Origin of the sequence: Roseovarius sp. CAU 1744 (assembly GCF_039839345.1) — a bacterium.
In the GTDB taxonomy this organism is placed as follows: Bacteria; Pseudomonadota; Alphaproteobacteria; order Rhodobacterales; family Rhodobacteraceae; genus Roseovarius.
This window is the reverse complement of the sequence record NZ_JBDOQV010000011.1, coordinates 40,044-60,132: the sequence shown is the minus strand read 5'-3', so window position 1 is coordinate 60,132 and position 20,089 is coordinate 40,044. Positions and strand designations below refer to the sequence as shown.

The following is a 20,089-nucleotide window of genomic DNA, read 5'->3' as shown; positions in this document are numbered from 1 at the left end:
CCCTGTCAATCCTCCTGTTGGGCCAGCGGGCCATATAAAATCAGCGCCGGGGTGGTTCCCGACATCTCAGACAGAGATTCCGACAGGCCGGCAATCGTGTGCCGGCTCAGGCTTTGTGCAGGCGTCGATACGGCCTCGGCCAAAAGGGCGGGCGTGTCCGCAGGCAGGCCATGCGCGATCAGAAGCCGCGCCATCGCGGCAAAGGTCCGGCGCCCCATGTAGACGACGGTTGTCGCTTCGGGGTCGGCCAGGGCGGCCATGTTGAGATTTTCCGGCAGCTGCCCGGTCACGTCATGGCCGGTCACGAATTGCAGCCGCCGCGCGGTGACGCGCCGGGTCAGCGGGATCGCCGCGGCCGCGGCGGCGGCAGAGGCGGCGGTGACACCGGGGACGATCTCGAACGGAATGCCGGCCGCGCGCAGGGCGGTGATCTCCTCCTCCAGCCGCCCGAACACGCCGGCATCACCGGATTTCAGACGCACGACCTTCAGGCCGGTACTGGCGTGATCCACCAGCAGGCGGCTGACATGTTCCTGCTTGGGCGAGGCGCGCCCGGCACGTTTGCCGACCCCGATGAAATCCGCATCCTCGCGCGCATGGGACAGGATCGGGCCCGATGACAGGTCATCGAACAGGATCACGTCCGCCGTCTCCAGCCGCCTGACCGCCTTGACGGTCAGCAGTTCCGGGTCACCCGGACCGGACGAGACGAAAGAGACGAACCCGCTCATGTCGCGCCCGTGATCATGTGAAAGAACGTACCGGTGGCGTTACCGCGCCGCGACCCGGTTTCAGGCACTTCGACACCGTTTGAATCCGCGACTTGCGCCAGCGGCGTATCGGGTTGCGCCAGAATGGTCGAATAGTGAAACTCATGACCACGCAGACGGGTGCCGGTATCATTGCCCAGCATGGGTGACAGCAGCGTCGCCTGCCGATAGCCCAGGTGCATCTTGCGTTTCTCGTAGGATGTCTCGAGCCCCAATAGGCCTGCCATCTGGTGCCGCGTGCCGTCCTTGTCGACCAGTCCCGCCCCCATCGCCATGTAGCCACCACATTCGCCATGGACCGGCCGGGTTTCGGCAAAGGCCTGAAGCGAGGTGCGGAAATTCCCGGCAGCCGCCAGTTTGCCGGCGTGCAGTTCGGGATACCCGCCGGGCAGCCAGCAGATATCGGCCTGCGCGTCCGGCGCCTCGTCCGCAAGCGGTGAAAACGTCACGATCTCGGCCCCTTCGGCACGCCAGCTGTCCAGCAGGTGCGGATAGACGAAGGAAAACGCCGCGTCGCGCGCCAGGGCGATGCGCTGTCCCGGTGGCTGCGCGATATGCCTGTCGCCGCTGGTCAGCCGCGTGTCACCTGCTGCCGCCAGCAGCGCGTCAAGATCAAGGTTCTCGGCGATGAACGCGCCGGCCTCGTCCAAGAGCGCCTGCAGATGGGGCTGTTCCTCGGCCTGGATAAGGCCCAGGTGCCGTTCGGGCAGTTCGACGGCGCCGCGCCGGGGCAGGGCGCCCAGCACCGGCACGCCGACCTGTTCCATTCCCGCCCGCAGCAGGGTTTCGTGCCGTGGGCTGGCGACGCGGTTCAGCACGACCCCGGCAAGCGGCACGTCTGGCCGCATTGAGGCAAAGCCAAGCGCGGTGGCGGCCGCTGATTGCGCCTGCCCCGAGACATCGAGGATCAGCACCACGGGCCAGCCAGTCATCGCAGAGATATCAGCGCTGGCGCCGCTGCCGGTCTCACCCGGCAGGGCGACACCGTCGAACAGGCCCATCGAGCCTTCGGCCAGTGCGAGATCGGCGCCCTTGGCCGCGCCGATCAGGTGGCCCAGCATTCCCCGGGGCATCGACCAGCTGTCCAGGTTGTACGAAGGCCGCCCGGAGGCCGCCAGGTGAAAGGCCGGGTCGATATAATCCGGCCCGCTCTTGAACGGCTGCACGGTCACGCCGCGCTTGGCAAAGGCGCGTAGCAGCCCCAGCATCAGGGTGGTCTTGCCGGTCCCAGAGGCGGGGGCCGAAATCATCAGGCCGGGGGGAAGGGTCATTCGGCGCCCTCCGGGAAACGTGGTGCGGTGCCGACCGGGCGGAACCGCCGGTCATAATCACCCGCATAGAGGCAGCTTTCATCGAATTCCTCGGACCCGAGGGCGTGACCGACTAGGATGAGCGCGGTGCGGCCGCGCTCGCCGCCAGTGGCCTCGATCAGCGTGCCCAGGGTCGCGCGCACGATCCGTTGGTCGGGCCAGGACGCACGCCAGACCACCGCCACCGGGCAGTCGGCGCCATAATGGGGGGTCAGCCGGGCCACCACGTCGTCAAGAACATGGACCGAAAGGTGGATCGCCAGCGTTGCGCCGGTGGCGGCGAAATTTTCCAGCGTTTCGCCCTCGGGCATGGTCGAGGCCCGCCCCGAGGTACGGGTCAGCACCAGTGACTGCGCGACGCCGGGCAAGGTCAGTTCGGCCCCGAGCGCGGCGGAGGCCGCGGCAAAGGCCGGCACGCCGGGTGTCACGTCATATGGAATATCGGCGGCGCGCAGCCGGCGCAGCTGTTCGCCCATCGCCGACCAGACCGACAGATCGCCCGAATGCAGGCGGGCCACGTCATGTCCCGCCGTATGGGCTTTCTCGATCTCGGCCATGATCTGATCCAGCGACAGCGGCGCCGTGTTGACGATATGCGCACCCGCCGGGCAATGCGCCAGCAGCGCCTCGGGCACAAGCGACCCGGCATAGAGGCAGACCGGGCAGGCCGCGATCAGGTCGCGCCCCCGCAGGGTGATCAGATCGGGCGCACCCGGTCCGGCGCCGATGAAATGCACGGTCATGAAGGGATCCTTTCTGCGATGGCCGCCGTGGCCATGCCGTTTGCGGTTTTTACGCGGGTCACGGTGATGCGCGCGCCGGCGCCGTCACCGGCGGCCAGAAGCGCCGCTGCCTCGGACAGGCAACCGGTGCCGAAACGGCCCTCGATACGGGCCGATCGGGTGGGTGTCTTGGTGCCGCCGAGGCAGGATTCGGTCACGGCGATGACCGGCAGGTTCAGCTCGGCGGCCAGTTCGGTCAGCACCGCGCCGCCTGCTTTCGCCGCCACGCTGGCAAGCGCGTCGGGCCGTGTGCCGGTCAGCGCCAGCGCCTCACGCAGATCCGCCAGGGTGGCGGCCTTGCGATATCCGATCCCCGCCACGATCATCGCAGCACGGTCCATTGCAGTTGCGGGCGTGCGGATTTCCATCCGCGCATCCGGCCAAGCGCCTCGGCCTGCGCCAGGTCAATGCGCCACAGGTCGCCGCCCTTGTCCTGGTGCCAGCGGGTCAGCAGGGCCTGGCTTTCCAGTGTCACGGCATTGGAGGTGATCCGCGTGCCCGCGGGCAGTCTCTGCCACAGATCCGCCAGCAAATCCTCGTCGGCCCCGCCGCCGATGAAAACGGCATCCGGGCGCGGCAGCGCCGCCAGCTGTGCGGGCGCGCGGCCCTCGATCACGTCGATCCGGTGGGTCAGCCCGAAGCGCCGGGCGTTTTCGCGGATGAATGCCAGCCTGTCGGCGCGCGGTTCGATGGCTGTGGCTGTGCACCCCGGTGCGCTCAGCGCCCATTCGACCGAGATCGAGCCCGACCCGGCCCCGATATCCCACAAATGCCCGCCGGCGCGCGGGGCCAGCGCCGACAGGGTCAGCGCGCGCATCGGGCGTTTGGTGATCTGCCCGTCCTGCGCGAATAATTCATCCGCCAATCCGGATGCACGCGGCAGCCCGGCGGCGCCCCGGGGCGTGATCGCCATTGCCACCGGCGCGGTGATCCCGGTAACGGCAAACCCCTCGGCGGTTGTCTGGCGCAGCTGTTCACGCGGCCCGCCAAGTGCCTCCAGCACCGTAAGTTCGGACGCACCGAAACCTTCCTTGGCCAGCCATTCGGCCAGCGCCGCGGGGGCGGCACCGTCGCGCAGGGTACACAGGATGTTCTGGCCGGGGGCAAGCAGCGACACCAGCTGTTCGAATGGCGCGGCGTGCAGGCCGATGCAGACCGTGTCCTCGAGCCGCCAGCCCAGCCGTGCGGCGGCCAGCGAGAATACCGATGGTGCGGGCAGGGCGCGCCAGCTTTCGGGCGGCAGATGCGCGGCCAGAGAGCCCCCGGCGCCATGCCAGAACGGATCGCCCGAGGCCAGCACCGCCACCTTCTGCCCGGCCAGCGCCAGCACCGGCTCGACCGTAAACGGCACCGGCCAGGGGCGGCCTTTCTTTCCCGCGCCGACCAGTTCCAGGTGGCGCGGCCCGCCAAAGATGATTTCGGCCTCCGATAGTGCCTCGCGGCTTGCATCCGACAGGCCCGCCGGTCCATCTTCGCCGATACCGATGATGGTCAACCAGGGGTCAGCCATGCCACGCATCCTTGTTCTGGGCGGCACCAGCGAAGCGTCGCGCCTGGCACGCGCCCTGGCCGAACGCGGTGATGAGGCGGTGTTTTCCTATGCCGGGCGTACCTTGTCGCCGGTGACGCAGCCGCTGCCCACGCGGATCGGCGGGTTTGGCGGCGCGGACGGGCTTGCGGCCTATTTGCGCCACGAGAAGGTCACTGCGGTGATCGACGCCACGCACCCCTTCGCCGCGCAGATGAGCACCAACGCGGTTCACGCCTGCGCACAGGCCGATATCCCGCTGGCCGCGTTCGAACGTGCGCCGTGGCAGGCCGCGGAGGGTGACAGATGGCAGCATGTGCCGGATATCGAGGGCGCCGCCGACGCGCTGCCCGACGGGGCAAGGCGGGTGTTCCTGGCGATCGGCAAGCAGAATCTCGGCGCCTTTGCCGGCAAGGCCCAGCACCACTACCTGGTGCGCCTGGTCGATCCGCCCAAAGCGCCGCTGCCCTTCGCCGATGTGGAGGTGGTGATCGCGCGGGGCCCGTTTGAGGCGGACGAGGACCGGGCGCTGATGCGCAAGCATCGCATCGACATCATCGTGGCCAAGAACTCCGGCGGCACCGGCGCACGGGCAAAGCTTGATGCCGCCCGCGCGCTTGGCCTGCCGGTGGTCATGATCGACCGCCCCAAGGTGCCCGCGCGCAAGACCTGTGCGCGGCTCGGGGATATCCTGCACTGGCTGGATCATTCCGCCCGCCTTGGGGTGTAGACATGCCGCCCGACCCGGCGCGTATCGGCATTGCCCAGGATCACGACGGTGCGCATATCCGCCATCTCAGGTGTCGCCTCGGACAGGGTGACGGTGGTCATTTCCTCGCCCTCCTTCGAAACGTTCCGCGCGAAAGAGATCAGCCGCTCCGGGCCGCATTCCGCGCGCAGGATGGCCAGCGCCTCGGCGAACTGATGCGGGCGTGAGGCCGAGCGCGGATTGTAGAAGGCCATCGCAAACCCGGCCTGCGCGGCCAGCCGCAGACGATGTTCGATCAGCGACCAGGGCTTCAGGTTGTCCGACAGGTTGATGGCGCAGAAATCATGGCCCAATGGCGCGCCCAGCCGGGCGGCGGCGGCCAGCATGGCGGTGATCCCGGGCAAAACGCGGATGTCCAGCGACAGCCACGCGTCGGGGCCCGCCTCCAGCGCCTCGAACACGGCGCTGGCCATCGCGAAAACGCCCGGATCGCCCGAGGACACGACCACCACGCGCTTGCCCCCTGCGGCCATTTCCAGCGCATGGGTCGCACGCTCGACCTCGACCCGGTTGTCGGTCTCGTGCAGGGTCAGGCCGGGGCGCGGGGCAACGCGGCGCACATAGGGGATGTAGCCCACCACATCGGTGGCCGCCTCCAGCGCGGCGCTGACCTCGGGCGTGACCAGCGCGTCGTCGCCCGGCCCAAGCCCGGCTATGACCACCCAACCGCTCATGGCCGCCGCCCGTTCCCGTGCACCAGGGCGATCGAGAAATAGGGGACATCGTCCGGCGCATCGACCAGCCGCTGCACGGTCTGGTCCGGCATCGTGCCGCGTTCGACCAGCCAGGCATCCTCCAGCCTGCCCGCGGCGGTCAGCGCGCGGCGCAGCTTGCCGATATTGCGGCCGATTTTCATCACCACCAGCGCGTCGGTATTGGCCGCCCGCGCGGTCAGCTCTTCCTCGGACAATGTCGCCATCGCGACGGTCAACACGTCATCGCCCCAGGTGATCGGCACATCGGTCGCCGTCCAGCAGCCCGACATCCCGGTGATCCCCGGCACGACCTCGACCATCGCCTTGCCCCGAAGACGGCTGTGCAGGTGCATGAAAGAGCCAAAGAAGAACGGATCGCCCTCGCACAGCACGATCACATCATCCGTCCGGCTCAATTCGGCCAGCTGTTCCGCCCAACCCTCGTAGAACTCGGCCAGAACGCGGTTGTATTCCGGGTCATCCAGCGGGATTTCCGTGGTAACGGGATATTCCATCGGGTGCTCCGCCACATCCCCGGCCAGAAGCCCCTCGACGATCTTGCGGGCTTGTCCGCACAGGCCCTTCTTGCGGAAGAATGCGACATGGCGCGCAGCCGAGATCAGCCGATGGGCGCGGACGCTCATCAGATCGGGATCTCCGGGGCCCAGCCCGACGCAGATGACCTTGCCCATGCTCATTCCTTCCAGCTTGCCAGCGCGTTGACGGCAGCCACGGTGATGGCGCTGCCGCCAAGACGGCCCTGGACGATCATCGACGGCACCGGCAGGACCTGCATCAGCGCCTCTTTCGATTCCGCGGCGCCGACAAAGCCGACCGGGCAACCGATGATGGCCGCAGGACGCGGGCAGGCGGGATCTTCAAGCATGTTCAGCAGGTGAAAGAGCGCGGTGGGTGCATTGCCGATGGCCACGACCGCGCCGTCCAGCTTAGGGCGCCACAATTCCAGTGCGGCGGCTGACCGGGTGTTCGACATCTCTTTGGCCATGTCCGGCACGCGCGGGTCGCGCAGCGTGCAGATAACCTCGTTATCCGCAGGCAGGCGCGGACGGGTGATGCCCTCGGACACCATATAGGCGTCACAGAGGATGGGCGCGCCGGCCGCCAGCGCCGCCCTGGCCGCCTCGGCCATGCCGGGGGAGAATCGCACATGTTCCTCCAGCCCGACCATGCCGGCGGCGTGGATCATGCGCACCACCACGCTTTCCTCATCGCGTGAGAAACGCCCGAGCGTGGCCTCGGCCCGGATGGTGGCAAAGCTTTCGGCATAGATCGCGGCGCCATTGGTTTCGTAAAGATGCGGCATTCACAGCTCTCCGCTTAGAAGATCGGTCAGGGACAGCCCGGGGCGGGCGGGCCGGTCGGTGGTACGGCCGTCGCGGATCAGGTCGAACCTGTCGCCGCCGGTGGCGACGATGGTGTGGGCGGCGGGGCCGGGATGAGCACAGCCCTTGGCGCAGCCCGACACATGCAGGTCGCCGGGGGCTCGACCCGCCAAGGCGCGGGCGATGTCGCGCGTGGCCGCCAGCGCCTGTGGGCATCCCGGTGCGCCGGTACAGGCGGTGACCTGCAGCCGCGGGTCGTCGGGATCCGCGATCAGGCCGGGCAGTTCCGGGGCCTGCGCCGCACCCTCGATCAGTACCATGCGCCAAGGCGTCAGGCGCAGGGCGCCAAGCTTTGCAAGACCATCCAGCGTTTCCGCCGGTATCTGCCCGAATTCCAGGGCCACCAGAAAACCGCGGTCGCATTTTCCGGGCTTTGGCTGGGTGACGCCGGTCACCCGTTGCGCATCATGTCCCTGCGGCGCGCCAATCCGGTCGATATGCGCGGCCATGCGGCCCCGCCCACCCGGCGCGCCACCCGTTTCCAGGAACCAGCGGGCCATGCCAAGGGCCATGCCGGCGGCGGTATTCTCGGTCACGGGCTGTCCGGTTTCGGCGCCGTCTGCGCGGCAGATCAGCACGTCCTCGACATGCTCGATACGGATATCGGCAGAGGTATCCTGCAGGCAGGGAGTCGGCCCGCAATCGACGGCAAAACCGAATTTGCCGGGCAGGTCGGGCGCGTCCGGGGCGGCCAGCGCGCGGGTCAGCGACTGGGCAATGATCTGGGTCGCGTCGCCGGCGGACCAGAAGGGCTGGATGACCAGGTTGCGGCGGGTTTCCACGGCAATATCGCGGTCGATCAGGCCGAGACCGCGCAGCGCGTCGATCAGGGCCGGGTGCGCTTCTTCCCGCAGGCCGCGGATCTGGATATTCGCCCGGGCCGACAGGTCAATCAGCCCGTTGCCGTGGCGTGTGGACAATGCCGCGATACCGCTGGCCTGAACGGGTGTCAGCCGCCCCATCGGCGCGCGCACCCGCATCACCAGCCCGTCGCCCGACATCATCGGGCGCAAGGCACCCGGACACCAGCCATAGACGCGGGGGGCGCTCATGCGATCCGCTCCAGGTCGGCGGCGATGGAATTGCGGCGTGTCTGCCACAGCCCCGCATCACGCAGGGCATTGAACCTGTCGCGCATGGCGGCCAGTGCCTGCGGGTTCTCCGTCTTCATGAACTCGACCAGCGTGTCGCGGCCCAGAGTGGCCTCGTAGTAAAGGTCGAACAAATGCGAGGGGACCACCCCGGCGAGATGCGCGAAGGCGGCCATGTGATCCAGCGTGGCGGCAACCTCGGCAGCGCCGCGGAACCCATGGGCCATCATGCTGCTGACCCAGTCGGGATTGGCGGCGCGGGCGCGGGTGACGCGGGCAATCTCTTCGCCCAATGTACGGGCGCGGGGCGTGTCGGGGCGGGTGGCATCTAGGTGATAAAGCGCAGGCGCGGTCTGGCCCAGCCGCGCCATCGCGGCGGCGAACCCGGCCTCGTGCGCGGCATAGTCCGAGGCCAGCAGCAGATCGGTCTCGGGCAGATCCTGAAGATGCACAAACGCATCTGCGCCCTTCAGGCGCAGTTCCAGTGCCTCGCGCGCCGGGTTGACCTCACCGGCCGCGTCGATCGCGTAGGAGGAGGCCGCGAGCCAGGCCTCGCCCGCGGCTGTCCGGCCAGCCTCGGAATAATCCTCCAGCGTTTCGGTCATGTTCAGCCCGTACTGGCCGGGCCGGGGGCCAAAGACGCGGGGGGCGACCGACAGGTAGGGGTTGTCCGGCGCGGCCTCGTCGCGTTCGGCCAGGGCCGCCGCTGCCGCTTCGAACATCTGCGCCAGGCCGGGAAACACGTCGCGGAAAAGGCCCGAAACCCGCAGGGTCACGTCGATGCGCGGGCGACCCAGCAGCGCAAGCGGGATCACTTCGAAACCGCTCACCCGTTCCGAGCCGTCATCCCATGTCGGTGCAAGGCCCGCCAGGTGCAGGGCCATGGCGAATTCCTCGCCCGCCGTGCGCATCGTAGCCGAGCCCCAGAGGTCGACGACCAGCCCCTGCGGCCAGTCACCATGATCCTGCAGATGCTTGCGCAATAGCTCTTCGGCCAGTTTCACGCCCTGCGCATGGGCGGCGCGCGAAGGCACGGCGCGGGGGTCGGTGGTAAAGAGGTTGCGCCCGGTGGGCAGCACGTCGGCGCGCCCCCGGAAGGGCGAACCCGAGGGGCCGGGGGCCACGAACCGCCCGGCCAGCGCGGTGGTGATGCCCGCAATCTCTGCGGCGCCGCAATCGCCGGTGCCCAGCACATGCAGCCCCTCGCCATACTGGCTTTCCTTGATATCACAGACAAAGCGGTCGATGCGGGTGATCGCCTCGGCGGCACAGGCATCACTTTGCAGGCCCAGATCGGCCTCGACCCCGCTGGCCTGTGCTTCTGTCCGTATGTCGGCGATCAGGCGGTCACGGCGGCCCGGGTCCAGACCGTCGGCGGTGGAATATTCATCCAGCAGGCTTTCCAGACGGCCCATGCCCTCGGGCAGGCTGGTCTGCGCCAGCGGCGGTGGCAGGTGGCCCAGGGTGGCGGCGCCGATGCGCCGCTTGGCCTGCGCGGCCTCGCCCGGATCGTTGACGATGAACGGGTAGACCACCGGCAGCGCGTCGATCAGCGCCTCGGGCCAGCAATCCTCCGACAGCGCCACCGACTTGCCCGGCAGCCATTCCAGCGTGCCATGTGCGCCCATGTGGATCAGCGCATCCGCCTGTTGTCGCAGCCAGAGGTAGAAGGCGACATAACCGTGGCGGGGCGTGCGCGACAGGTCATGGTAATCGTCGTCGCGCGTCTTCACATTGCCGCGCTCGGGTTGCAGGGCGATCAGCGTCTTGCCGGAACGGATCGCCGGGAAATGGAAAGCCCCGTCGCGGATCATCGGATCGGCCTCGGGGTCGCCCCAGGCGGCGGCGAGGTCTTCGCGCAGGGTTTCGGGCAGGCTGGCCAGTGCCGCCTGATATTCCCGCAGGGGCCACGTTAGGGCCTCTTTCGTCAGGCGATGGCCAAGTTCCGGCACGGGTTCAATGTCATATCCCGCCCGCGCCAGCTCGTCCGAGAGGGCCGAAGTTGAGGCCAGCGCATCCAGCCCGACCGCATGGGCCAACTGATAGGTCTTGCCGGGATAGGTCGACAGCACCAGCGCCAGCCGTTTATCGCCATTGCCAAGCTTGGACAGGCGGTGCCACGCCGCCACCCTGTGGGCCACGGCAGCGACCCGCGCCGCGTCCGCCCGGTGGGCAAAGCGGCTATATTCCAGATCCGGATCGCGTTTGTCCGGTTGTTTGAAGCTGACGACCCCGGCAAACAGCCGCCCGTCGACCTCGGGCAGTACCACGTGCATCGCCAGATCGGCGGGGGACAGGCCGCGTTCCGCCGCGGCCCATTCCTTTCTGCGTGCGGTCGAAAGAGCGACCTGAAAGACCGGGCAGCCGGCAATATCCAGAGGTGAGGGGTGCCCGTCGCCCGCCTTGGCCGAAAACGCCGTCGCATTCACGATTGCCGCCGGTGCAAGCGCCGCGATCTGGTCGCGCAGCCAGCCGGTGCAGGACGGCGCCTTGAGGCTGGGCGCAAAGATACCAAAAGCGTCGAATCCCTGTGATCGCAGTGCGTCGATCAGCGCGTCGACAGCGTCGGTGTCCGCCGCCGTCAGGTACGACCGGTAGAAGCTGACCAGCACCAGCGGCCGGCCGGTTTGTTCCGGGGCGGCGACGACACCCAGACCGGGCGCATAGAACCCGGCCTCGGGCACGGTCTTGGCCCCGGCCACCGGCCCGGCATAGAGCCCCGCGGCCAGCGACAGTTGCGCCAGCGCGGCCTGGGCGGCCACCGCACCGCCGGTGTCGCACAACGTCTGCAGCCGCCGCAGGGTCGATACCGGCAGGGTCGACAGCGCATCCAACCGCTCATCGGGCTGGCCATCCGCAGGCAGGATCGCCAGCGCGATCCCTTGCCGGCGGGCCATGTCCTGAAGCGTTGCCAGCCCGTAGGGCCAATAGCTTTCGCCGCCGATCAACCGCACCAGAACCGCCTTGGCACCGCTGAGCGTCTGTTCGGCATAGGTGTCGACCGACAGGGGATGTTTCAGCGCCACTAGATTTGCCAGGCGCAGCGTGGGCAGCTTGCCGGCGGCCCGATGCCAGCCTGCCGCGAAAGCCCCCAGGTCGCTGTCGGAGAAAGACAGCACCACCAGATCCGCCGGGCTCTGGCCCAGGTCCCGGGGGGTGTCGGTCTCCTCTAACCCGTGGCTTTCGCGAAAGACGACATGCATGGATCAGGCGGCCAGGACCGCGCGAATGGCATCGGGATTGATATCGTCATGCTCGGCGATCACCACCAGTTGCGAACGGCGCGGCGTGTCGCCCCAGGGCTGGTCGAACTGGGCGCGCAGCCGTTCGCTGACGGCCTGGACCAGCAGGCGCATCGGCTTGTCCCTGACCGCGACATAGCCCTTGACCCGCAGGATGTTCTGTTCGCGCGCCAACCGGATGATCGACGCCTTCAGCGCTTCGGCATCCTCGACCTCGCCCAGTTCGATCACGACGCTTTCGAAATCGTCATGCTCGTGGTCGTCATGTCCGTCATGGTGCGAGGGACGGGCGTCCAGGTCATCCTCGGCGGCGGCGCCCAGCCCCAGCACCACGCGCGGGTCTATGATACCGTCGGTCATCGGGATCGTTGGCAGGCTGCGCGGGGTTTCGGCCTCGATCACGGCGCGGGCCCTGGCCAGGCCTTCTTCCCCGGCCAGGTCGGCCTTGGACAGAAGCACGATATCAGCGCAGGCGATCTGATCCTCGAACACCTCAGACAGTGGCGTTTCGTGGTCCAGGCTGTCATCCGCTTCGCGCTGCGCCTGAACGGCATCCTCGTCGGGCGCGAAACGTCCCGCGGCGACGGCCTCGGCATCGGCCAGGGCAATCACGCCGTCCACCGTGATGCGCGAGCGGATCGCGGGCCAGTCGAACGCCTTCAGGAGCGGTTTCGGCAGGGCCAGACCGGAGGTTTCGATCAGGATATGATCGGGGGTTTCCGGCAGCGCCATCAGCGCCTCGATCGTCGGGATGAAATCATCGGCCACGGTGCAGCAGATGCAGCCATTTGCCAGCTCGACGATATTTTCCGCCGGGCAGTTCTCGTCGGCGCAGGTCTTGAGGATATCACCATCCACGCCGGCGGTGCCGAACTCGTTGACCAGCACCGCCAGGCGCTTGCCCTGCGGGTTCTGCATCAGGTGGCGAATAAGCGTCGTCTTGCCCGAGCCGAGAAAGCCGGTGACGATGGTGACAGGAATTTTCGTGAGATCGGACATGGGGGCTTACTCCTGCGGGGGGATACGGGCGATGGATTGCTTGCGAAAGACTTCGGGGCGCTCACGCCAGGGAACAAGGCCGTCTTCGGTGCCGGCATAGGCGCGGATGCCGTCCACGATCTGTGGCACGTGCAGGTCCGGGTCCATGTCGCCATAGATGTAGGTCCAGCGGTCCGGTCCGCCGGCCACGATCATCGAACAGCCGCGCTTGCAGGCCGACAGGCACTCGACCGGGCGCAGGCGCACACCCTCGGGCAGTTCCTCGCCCGACAGCGCCTGATAGAGGCGCGAACCGGGGCGCGGCCCCTCGTCATCGGTCGGCTGGCCCGCGCGGCAGGTGGTGCAGATCGTCACGACAACCTCGGCCATCTTATCCCTTTCATCTTGTGGCGAATGGGGAATAGGCCAGCAGGGACACCACGTCAGGTCGTCCAACAGCCGGTCGCGACACACCCCGTTCGCCCGTCACATCACTTGCGCTGGCAGGTTTCCCGGCTTGCGGATTCCGGGCCATCGGCCCATCGGGTTGCCCACCTTCCCAGCTTGCGGGCCAGTGGTTGGGCACCCTCTCCGGTCACGGTCGCGGGGGCGGCTGCGGTTCGGCTTTGACCTTGCAAAGGTCGCCTGGCCTATCGCATTCCCTCTTCGTCTGTCCTAAGACAGAAACCAGCACGTGCCTCACCTGCGGCATTGCGCCCCGTTTTGTCAAGCAAAGGATACGCCATGTCAGATGCCGATACCGACGACGAAGCCCGCCACGCGGCGAAAATGGCCAAGAAAAAGGCCGCGCGCGACAAGCTGATGGCGGACAAGACCGATGAGAAGGGGTTGATCATCGTCCATACCGGGCCCGGGAAGGGCAAGTCTTCCTCGGGGTTCGGGATGATCCTGCGCTGCATCGCGCACGGGATGCCCTCGGCGGTGGTGCAGTTCATCAAGGGCGCGTGGCAGACCGGCGAGCGCACGCTGATCGAGGCGCATTTCAGCGATCTCTGCCAGTTCTACGCGATGGGCGAGGGGTTCACCTGGGAAACCCAGGACAAATCCCGCGATATCGCCGCCGCCCGCAAGGGCTGGGAAAAGGCCAAGGAGTTGATCCGTAATCCCGAAAACCGCATGGTGTTGCTGGATGAAATCAACATCGCCATCCGCTATGAATACCTGGATATCGACGAGATCGTGGACTTCCTGAGCACCGAGAAGCCCGAGATGACCCATGTGGTCCTGACCGGCCGGAACGCCAATGAGAAACTGATCGAGATCGCCGATCTGGTCACCGAAATGGCGGTGGTCAAACACCCGTTCCGGGCCGGCATCAAGGCACAGAAGGGCGTGGAATTCTGAGATTTCACGCCGGGCATACCTTACACCTTGTCAAGTTCGGGCTTCCGCGCGGAATCAAGGCCGCAGGCCGCCGCGCGATCGCCGGCGCGCCCCCACGCGGCGGCGATTGATCGAAGTGAAGAAACTGCGGTGAAGCTATCACCCCGCCCGTGGCGCGTCTCTGGCGCGACGGCGGGCGCTTCGCTTCCGCCCGCGGTCAGGCGATGTCCTTTAGGTGGGAAGTGGTGCGTGCTAGCACACAAATTACGCTTGCTATTCTTCACGACCTAGGAATGTTATCGCCGCCACGCTTTCCCACGGTACCTGCAACACGTTACCTGTATTGGGATTATAAACCACTGGGCCGCGCTCTAAGTTTCGCAACATTAATGCTGCAGATTTCCCGTTGTTCAAGGCGAGTACTTCAGGTGCGGCATCTCGCTTGATCGCTACAAATGCTCCCAATTGAGAACTCATTGCGAATGTGATTGGGACACTGACGACTCCAGCAAAGAAAACAATAATCGTAACAGAACACAGAAGTCTGCTTATTCTAAGAAGAACGCGAATTTCAAATGTCTCCTGCGCTTCTATGAAACGACTAATGACGAAGTCCAAAAAGCCGAACAAAACCGTCAAACCGCCAGCAAAGGCTACGCTCATTGGCAGATCACCATACGCCCAGCTTATCAACAACAGCGGACCCGATATCAAGAAAAGCCAGTCGAATCTTGAGCGAGTCTCATATTTTTTCCCCGGGGCAGGATTTCTAATCCCAGCGGCCAATAGCGCTAGAATGACCACTAACAAGATGACAGGAGCCGAAAAGAACAACGCGCTCCTAACCAAGTCTGATACAGAAAATGTATAAGCAAAGTTGGCATTGAGTGTCGCGAAGAAAGCCCACTCGAACACAAACGCATATGCAATGCTAATTGGCGGAACAAAAGCGATTAGCTTTAAGAGTTTGTTGAGCCAATTGTTTTCACTCAAACATCCAACTCCTCCACGAACCGCGCGTTTTCCTGGATATACTGGAACCGCAATTCCGGCTTCTTGCCCATGAGGCGTTCGACGAGGTCTGAGGTCTCGCCCGGTTCGTCCTCGTCGATGGTCACGCGGATCAGTTTGCGGGTCTTGGGGTCCATCGTGGTTTCCTTGAGGTCCTTGGCGTCCATCTCGCCCAGACCCTTGAAGCGCTGCACATCGATCTTGCCCTTTCCGCCCAGGCCCTTTTCCAGCAGCGCGTCTTTTTCCGCGTCGTTGGCGACGTAGACGCGTTTCGCCCCCTGCGTCAGCCGGTAAAGCGGCGGGCAGGCGAGGTAGAGATGGCCTGCGTCGATCAGCGGGCGCATCTGGGTGTAGAAGAAGGTCATCAGCAACGAGGCGATATGGGCGCCGTCCACGTCGGCGTCGGTCATGATGATGATCTTCTCATACCGCAGATCGTCGATGTTGAATCGCGTGCCCATGCCGCAGCCGAGGCTTTCGCAAAGGTCGGAAATCTCGGCATTCGAGCCCAGTTTCGAGCTGGCCGCCCCAAGCACGTTCAGGATCTTGCCCTTGAGCGGCAAGAGGGCTTGCGTTTCGCGGTTGCGTGCGCCCTTGCCGGAGCCGCCCGCCGAGTCCCCCTCGACAATGAACAGTTCCGTGCCCTCGCGGTCTTTTGACGAACAATCGGTCAGCTTGCCGGGCAGGCGGAGTTTCTTGGTGGCGGATTTGCGTTGGGTTTCCTTTTCGGCGCGGCGGCGCAGGCGTTCCTCGGCCCTGAGCACGAGGAAATCGAGGATCGCGCCGGCGGATTTGGTGTCGGCCGCCAGCCAGTTGTCGAAATGGTCACGGACGGAATTTTCAACCAGCCGCTGCGCCTCGGTCGTGGCGAGGCGGTCCTTGGTCTGGCCCACGAATTCCGGCTCGCGGATGAAACAGGAGACCAGCGCGCAGCCGCCCGCCATCAGGTCATCGCGGGTGATCTGGGCCGCCTTGCGGTTATTGACCAGCTCGCCATAAGCCTTGATCCCCTTGAGGATCGCGGCCCAGAAGCCCGCCACATGGGTGCCGCCCTCGGGCGTGGGCACTGTATTACAGTAGCTTTGCAGGAAGCCGTCGCGGGAAGGGGTCCAGTTGATCGCCCATTCGACCTTGCCGGGGGTCTGGAAACGCTCCTGGAAATCGACCGTGCCGGCAAAGGGGTTCTCGGCATAGGTCGAGGCGCCGTTCATCGACTCGCGCAGGTAATCGGAAAGCCCGCCGGGGAAGTGGAACGTGGCCTCGGTCGGGGTGTCGCCGTCCTGAATCGCCGATTTCCAGCGGATTTCGACGCCCGAGAAGAGATAGGCCTTGGAACGGATGGATTTGAACAGCCGCGCGGGTTTGAACCGGTGGTGGCCAAAGATCTCCTCGTCCGCGTGGAAGGTGACGGTGGTGCCGCGGCGGTTGGGCGCCTGGCCGACCTTCTCGACCGGGCCAAGGGGGATGCCGCGTGAAAACCGTTGTTCGTACAGTTCCTTGTTGCGTGCGACCTGCACCACCATCGAATCGCTGAGCGCGTTGACGACCGAGGCGCCGACCCCGTGCAAGCCCCCCGAGGTCTGGTAGGCTTTGCCTGAGAACTTGCCGCCTGCGTGAAGGGTGCAGAGGATGACCTCCAAAGCGGATTTGTCGGGGAATTTCGGGTGCGGGTCGATCGGGATGCCGCGGCCATTGTCGCGAATGGTGATCGCGTAGTCGTCATGCAGCTCGACCTCGATCCGATTGGCGTGGCCAGCCACGGCCTCGTCCATCGAGTTGTCCAGAACCTCGGCCACAAGGTGGTGCAGCGCGCGCTCATCGGTACCGCCGATATACATGCCGGGGCGCTTGCGGACCGGTTCCAGCCCTTCGAGCACCTCGATTGAATGGGCGTCGTAATCGTTCGGATCGGGCTGCCCGGAAAGGAGATCGTTCATACCGCTGCTCTTTGTTTTCTTGATTGGCGGACATTATGGCAGAGCATGGCGCGCTGGAAAAGCGGCTTTGAACAGAAGTTGGCCCGGAATATCAATCGACCGGCGGCATACCATCCTGTGGATCGGGCCGGTCGTGCTGGCCGCGAACGCTGCCCAAACCTCAACCTCGCTAAAGGCAGTCTGGATATTGCGCCCTTTGATGGGAAGGTTTTTCGCTGCCGATGTGCCGGGCCTTCTGGGGTTGCAGAGCCGAATGGACGCTTTCGGCGCCATCGCGCAGCCGTTGACGGGGATCACCTATCCAGCCGGAACGAACATGCGCGGTATTCGCGACAACAACAACGATTCCGCCTTGATTACGGGGGACGGTTTCACCCTGCGCTTCAGCCTTGCCTCCGGAAGCGGATTTGTTGACGGGTTTCGTATCCATCGTGACCACCGGTCACACGATGATCCCGGTGCAATTGGCGGCAGAGACTGCTGACAGGTTTTGTGAGGAGGGAGCAACAAAGCGCTTCGGAACGCTAACGTTTCGGCATACCGTCGGGATCGGGCGTTTTGCCAGTATCGAAGGAGGTCGGACATGCGGGATTTTCAGGAGATCTTCGAGATCAGCGCCGAACGGCAGGGCGGTGCCGGGGCGCTGGAGGAAAAGCTGGGCAAGCCCAAAACGTCGGCGGAACTGGCGGCGATACCGGAGGATCGCTGGCTGGCGGAGATGTCGAAATTCGTCTTTCGTACCGGGTTGAACTGGAGCGTGATCGAAAACAAGTGGCCGGGCTTCGAGGCGGCGTTTCATGGCTTTGACATCGGCCGCTGCGCGATGATGGATGACACGATGTTCGATGCCTTGCTGACCGACACGCGGATAGTGCGCCATGGGGCCAAGATCGCCTCGGTGCGCGATAATGCGGCGTTCATGCTGGAGCTGCGCGACGAGGGCGGCATTGGCAGGGTCGTGGGCGACTGGCCCAATGAGGAATATGCAGGGCTGCTTGAGATGTTGAAGAAACGCGGCTCGCGGCTTGGCGGCACCACGGGTGCCTATGCGCTGCGATTCATGGGGCGCGATGGTTACATCCTGTCCAAGGACGTCGTGGCCCGCCTGGTCGCCGAAGGCGTGGTGGACAAGCCACCCACATCGAAATCCGCGATGAAAGCCGTGCAGGACGCATTCAACACCTGGGCCACACAATCCGGGCGATCGCTGACCGAGATCAGCCGGGTTCTGGCCATGAGCATTGGCTAGGGGCCGATGAACACCCGGTAAGGCAAATCCATCATTGGCCCCGGCCCTGACGTCCGGTGAGCGCCCCGCGGACCGGCAATAAGCGGTTTCGGACAGGCAAGTTGAACGGCAGCTCAGCTGGGTTTCGTCGGCATTGTGTGCCTATCGCACCGGGTTCCGATGCCCAGGGCAGGTCGTGACGACATCCCGGGTCTGCGTTCGGTCAATGCGCGGCCAGTAATTGCCGCAGGTAGCGGGCGCAGCCGTGCAGGGCGGCGCTGTCGTCGTCGATGAGGAAAACCGGTATGTCCCGCATGATCGGCGTGTAAGGCCCTTTGGCGATGAAGTGATCCAGGAATCCCAGCCCGGCCAGGTGCGGGGCCACGGCGCGGGCGGTGCCGCCGATAAGATAGACCCCTCCCATCGGCAGATGCGCCAGCGCGATGTTGCCTGCGACCGTGCCCAGTATCTCGGAAAACAGTGTCAGCGCGGCGGTGGCCTCGATATCGCCCCGGGCGTGCCAGTCGACAATGTCGGCAGCGGACAGCGTGTCACCGGTGAGATAGCGGAAGATGCGGGACAGTCCAGGCCCGGAAAGCGCCGCCTCGAGCGGCTTGTGGTAATGGGTCTGGGCAAGGTGGCCGATCAGCGCGCCCGCATCGCCCTCCAAATGCGGCAGGCTGGAATGGCCGGTCTCGGACGGGGGCACAAAGAGCCCACCGGCCAGGCGATGCGCCACGGCGATGTTGCAGCCTGTACCAAGGCCCAAAACCAGCCGGCTGGAATCCCGCGGGGCGGGAGCGCCGGGAAAGAGGCGGATGACACTTTCGGGTGCCAGGTCGTCCAGCGCATAGCCCTGCGCCTGGAGGTCGTTGAGCAAATGCACCGTTCCGGCGCCGGTGATCCGGCGCAGATCCTGCGTGTCGATGAGCCAATCAAGATTGGTCAACTGGGCTTTCCCGCCCCGAACCGGACCGGCGACACCTGCGCAGAACGCCGTTACCGGGCCGGGTTCCAGCGCCAGATAGATATCCAGAATGGCGCCAAGATCCGCGTGTCCGGCATTGCTGAATATCTGCACGCTGGCGGGATCGACCCCCTGGGCATCGCCCAACCCGACGCGGGTATTGGTACCGCCGACATCGGCCAGAAGGTACCTCTCAGCCATCGCGCCAGCGGTTCATGGTGGTGCGCGCCGCGCTGGCCAGCATCAATACGTCGATCCCCACCGCCAGAAACTGCGCGCCCCAGTCGCGATAGGTAAGCGCGGTGTCATGGTCCACCGCCAGGATACCCGGTGCCTTGCCCGCCGCGCGGATATCCGACAGGGCGGTCCTGATCGCGGCGCGAACCTCGGGATGGGTGCTGTCGCCCAGATGGCCCATATCCGCCGCCAGATCAGAGGGGCCGACAAAAACGCCGTCCACGCCCTCGACATGGGCAATCTCATCCAGCGCGGCAAGGCCTGCACGGGTTTCGACCTGCACCAGCAGGCACATCCGGTCATTGGCCGTGGCGGCATAATCGCCGATATCGGAGAACCGCGAGGCGCGCGCCAGTGCCGCGCCCGATCCGCGGATGCCCTGCGGCGGATAGCGCATGGCGCGTACCAGGTCGCGGGCTTGGGCAGCGCTTTCCACCAGAGGGATCAGCAGGGTTTGCGCCCCGGCATCCAATACCTGCTTGATCTGCCACGGCTCGCCCATCGGCAGGCGCACCACCGGGGCCGAGCGCCTGCCCTCAAGCACCTGCAGCTGTGCCATAATGGTGCGCAGATCGTTGGGGGCGTGTTCGCCGTCAATCACCAACCAGTCAAAGCCGGCGCTGGCCAGGATTTCGGTCGCGTAAGCATCGGCAAACCCCGCCCAACAGCCATAGAGCATCCGGCCCGAAGCAAGTGCCGCCTTGAACGTGTTTTCCGGTGCGGGCATGTGGCGTCCCCTCCCTGTCTTCAAGCATTACCCGGGCGTGGTGGGAAAGGCGAGGGGGGATCGTCGGGTA

20 protein-coding genes and 1 riboswitch are annotated in these 20,089 nt (G+C 65.8%); of the genes, 4 read left to right on the top strand and 16 right to left on the bottom strand.

Features of this window, described 5'->3' with window-relative positions:
* Positions 1-5 precede the first annotated feature (5 nt).
* The 5 genes from cobA to cbiE are packed head-to-tail and all read right to left on the bottom strand — an operon-like array spanning position 6 to position 4,372.
* Positions 6-731, bottom strand: a complete 726-nt coding sequence (gene cobA, locus AAFO92_RS20015) for a uroporphyrinogen-III C-methyltransferase (protein ID WP_347538235.1) — start codon at positions 729-731, stop codon at positions 6-8.
* On the bottom strand, positions 728-2,041 hold the full coding sequence (locus AAFO92_RS20010; RefSeq protein WP_347538233.1) for a cobyrinate a,c-diamide synthase: 1,314 nt from the start codon (positions 2,039-2,041) through the stop codon (positions 728-730). The genes cobA and AAFO92_RS20010 overlap by 4 nt, the downstream gene beginning before the upstream one ends.
* Positions 2,038-2,823 (bottom strand): precorrin-4 C(11)-methyltransferase, encoded by a 786-nt coding sequence (gene cobM / locus AAFO92_RS20005; RefSeq protein WP_347538231.1) that lies wholly within the window; start codon positions 2,821-2,823, stop codon positions 2,038-2,040. Before cobM ends, AAFO92_RS20010 begins: the two co-directional genes overlap by 4 nt.
* On the bottom strand, positions 2,820-3,188 hold the full coding sequence (locus tag AAFO92_RS20000) for a cobalamin biosynthesis protein (RefSeq protein ID WP_347538469.1): 369 nt from the start codon (positions 3,186-3,188) through the stop codon (positions 2,820-2,822). The genes cobM and AAFO92_RS20000 overlap by 4 nt, the downstream gene beginning before the upstream one ends.
* The gene (gene cbiE / locus AAFO92_RS19995) at positions 3,185-4,372 is read right to left on the bottom strand and encodes a precorrin-6y C5,15-methyltransferase (decarboxylating) subunit CbiE (protein WP_347538229.1); all 1,188 of its coding nucleotides are present in this window, start codon (positions 4,370-4,372) and stop codon (positions 3,185-3,187) included. Before cbiE ends, AAFO92_RS20000 begins: the two co-directional genes overlap by 4 nt.
* Here cbiE and AAFO92_RS19990 point away from each other — a divergent pair.
* Complete coding sequence (locus AAFO92_RS19990; RefSeq protein ID WP_347538227.1) at positions 4,371-5,120, top strand: cobalt-precorrin-6A reductase; 750 nt, start codon at positions 4,371-4,373, stop codon at positions 5,118-5,120. The two genes, cbiE and AAFO92_RS19990, sit on opposite strands and share 2 nt — an antisense overlap.
* Here the strand turns inward: AAFO92_RS19990 and cobJ are convergent.
* Genes cobJ through AAFO92_RS19955 form a run of 7 tightly spaced genes read right to left on the bottom strand, consistent with a single transcriptional unit; the run spans position 5,096 to position 12,958 of the window.
* On the bottom strand, positions 5,096-5,833 hold the full coding sequence (gene cobJ / locus AAFO92_RS19985) for a precorrin-3B C(17)-methyltransferase (protein WP_347538225.1): 738 nt from the start codon (positions 5,831-5,833) through the stop codon (positions 5,096-5,098). The two genes, AAFO92_RS19990 and cobJ, sit on opposite strands and share 25 nt — an antisense overlap.
* Positions 5,830-6,546, bottom strand: coding sequence for a precorrin-2 C(20)-methyltransferase (cobI, locus tag AAFO92_RS19980; protein ID WP_347538223.1), 717 nt, complete (start codon positions 6,544-6,546; stop codon positions 5,830-5,832). Before cobI ends, cobJ begins: the two co-directional genes overlap by 4 nt.
* Positions 6,547-6,548: 2 nt before the next feature.
* Positions 6,549-7,178 (bottom strand): precorrin-8X methylmutase, encoded by a 630-nt coding sequence (locus tag AAFO92_RS19975; RefSeq protein WP_347538222.1) that lies wholly within the window; start codon positions 7,176-7,178, stop codon positions 6,549-6,551.
* On the bottom strand, positions 7,179-8,309 hold the full coding sequence (cobG, locus tag AAFO92_RS19970; RefSeq protein ID WP_347538220.1) for a precorrin-3B synthase: 1,131 nt from the start codon (positions 8,307-8,309) through the stop codon (positions 7,179-7,181).
* A complete protein-coding gene (cobN, locus tag AAFO92_RS19965) occupies positions 8,306-11,551 on the bottom strand; it encodes a cobaltochelatase subunit CobN (protein WP_347538218.1) in 3,246 nt (1,081 codons plus the stop codon). The genes cobG and cobN overlap by 4 nt, the downstream gene beginning before the upstream one ends.
* A 3-nt stretch (positions 11,552-11,554) precedes the next feature.
* Complete coding sequence (cobW, locus tag AAFO92_RS19960; RefSeq protein ID WP_347538216.1) at positions 11,555-12,589, bottom strand: cobalamin biosynthesis protein CobW; 1,035 nt, start codon at positions 12,587-12,589, stop codon at positions 11,555-11,557.
* A gap of 6 nt (positions 12,590-12,595) precedes the next feature.
* Entirely contained in the window at positions 12,596-12,958 is a 363-nt protein-coding gene (locus AAFO92_RS19955) for a DUF1636 domain-containing protein (RefSeq protein WP_347538214.1), read from the bottom strand.
* Positions 12,959-13,052: 94 nt separating this feature from the next.
* Positions 13,053-13,275: riboswitch (cobalamin riboswitch) on the bottom strand.
* A 37-nt stretch (positions 13,276-13,312) separates the two neighbouring features.
* On the opposite strand from AAFO92_RS19955, the gene cobO reads away from it, so the two are divergent.
* On the top strand, positions 13,313-13,933 hold the full coding sequence (gene cobO / locus AAFO92_RS19950; RefSeq protein WP_347538212.1) for a cob(I)yrinic acid a,c-diamide adenosyltransferase: 621 nt from the start codon (positions 13,313-13,315) through the stop codon (positions 13,931-13,933).
* A gap of 252 nt (positions 13,934-14,185) precedes the next feature.
* Here the strand turns inward: cobO and AAFO92_RS19945 are convergent, their stop codons facing one another.
* Entirely contained in the window at positions 14,186-14,905 is a 720-nt protein-coding gene (locus tag AAFO92_RS19945; RefSeq protein ID WP_347538210.1) for a hypothetical protein, read from the bottom strand.
* On the bottom strand, positions 14,902-16,860 hold the full coding sequence (parE, locus tag AAFO92_RS19940) for a DNA topoisomerase IV subunit B (protein WP_347538208.1): 1,959 nt from the start codon (positions 16,858-16,860) through the stop codon (positions 14,902-14,904). The genes AAFO92_RS19945 and parE overlap by 4 nt, the downstream gene beginning before the upstream one ends.
* 133 nt (positions 16,861-16,993) lie before the next feature.
* Here parE and AAFO92_RS19935 point away from each other — a divergent pair, with 133 nt between their 5' ends.
* Positions 16,994-17,344 (top strand): hypothetical protein, encoded by a 351-nt coding sequence (locus tag AAFO92_RS19935; protein ID WP_347538206.1) that lies wholly within the window; start codon positions 16,994-16,996, stop codon positions 17,342-17,344.
* Between the two features lie 99 nt (positions 17,345-17,443).
* Entirely contained in the window at positions 17,444-18,109 is a 666-nt protein-coding gene (locus tag AAFO92_RS19930; RefSeq protein WP_347538204.1) for a DNA-3-methyladenine glycosylase I, read from the top strand.
* A 202-nt stretch (positions 18,110-18,311) separates the two neighbouring features.
* Here AAFO92_RS19930 and AAFO92_RS19925 read toward each other — a convergent pair whose 3' ends face one another.
* Together AAFO92_RS19925 and AAFO92_RS19920 are read right to left on the bottom strand one after the other, a co-directional pair.
* Complete coding sequence (locus AAFO92_RS19925) at positions 18,312-19,256, bottom strand: glucokinase (RefSeq protein ID WP_347538202.1); 945 nt, start codon at positions 19,254-19,256, stop codon at positions 18,312-18,314.
* Positions 19,249-20,019, bottom strand: a complete 771-nt coding sequence (locus AAFO92_RS19920) for an HpcH/HpaI aldolase/citrate lyase family protein (protein ID WP_347538200.1) — start codon at positions 20,017-20,019, stop codon at positions 19,249-19,251. Before AAFO92_RS19920 ends, AAFO92_RS19925 begins: the two co-directional genes overlap by 8 nt.
* Positions 20,020-20,089 lie beyond the last annotated feature (70 nt).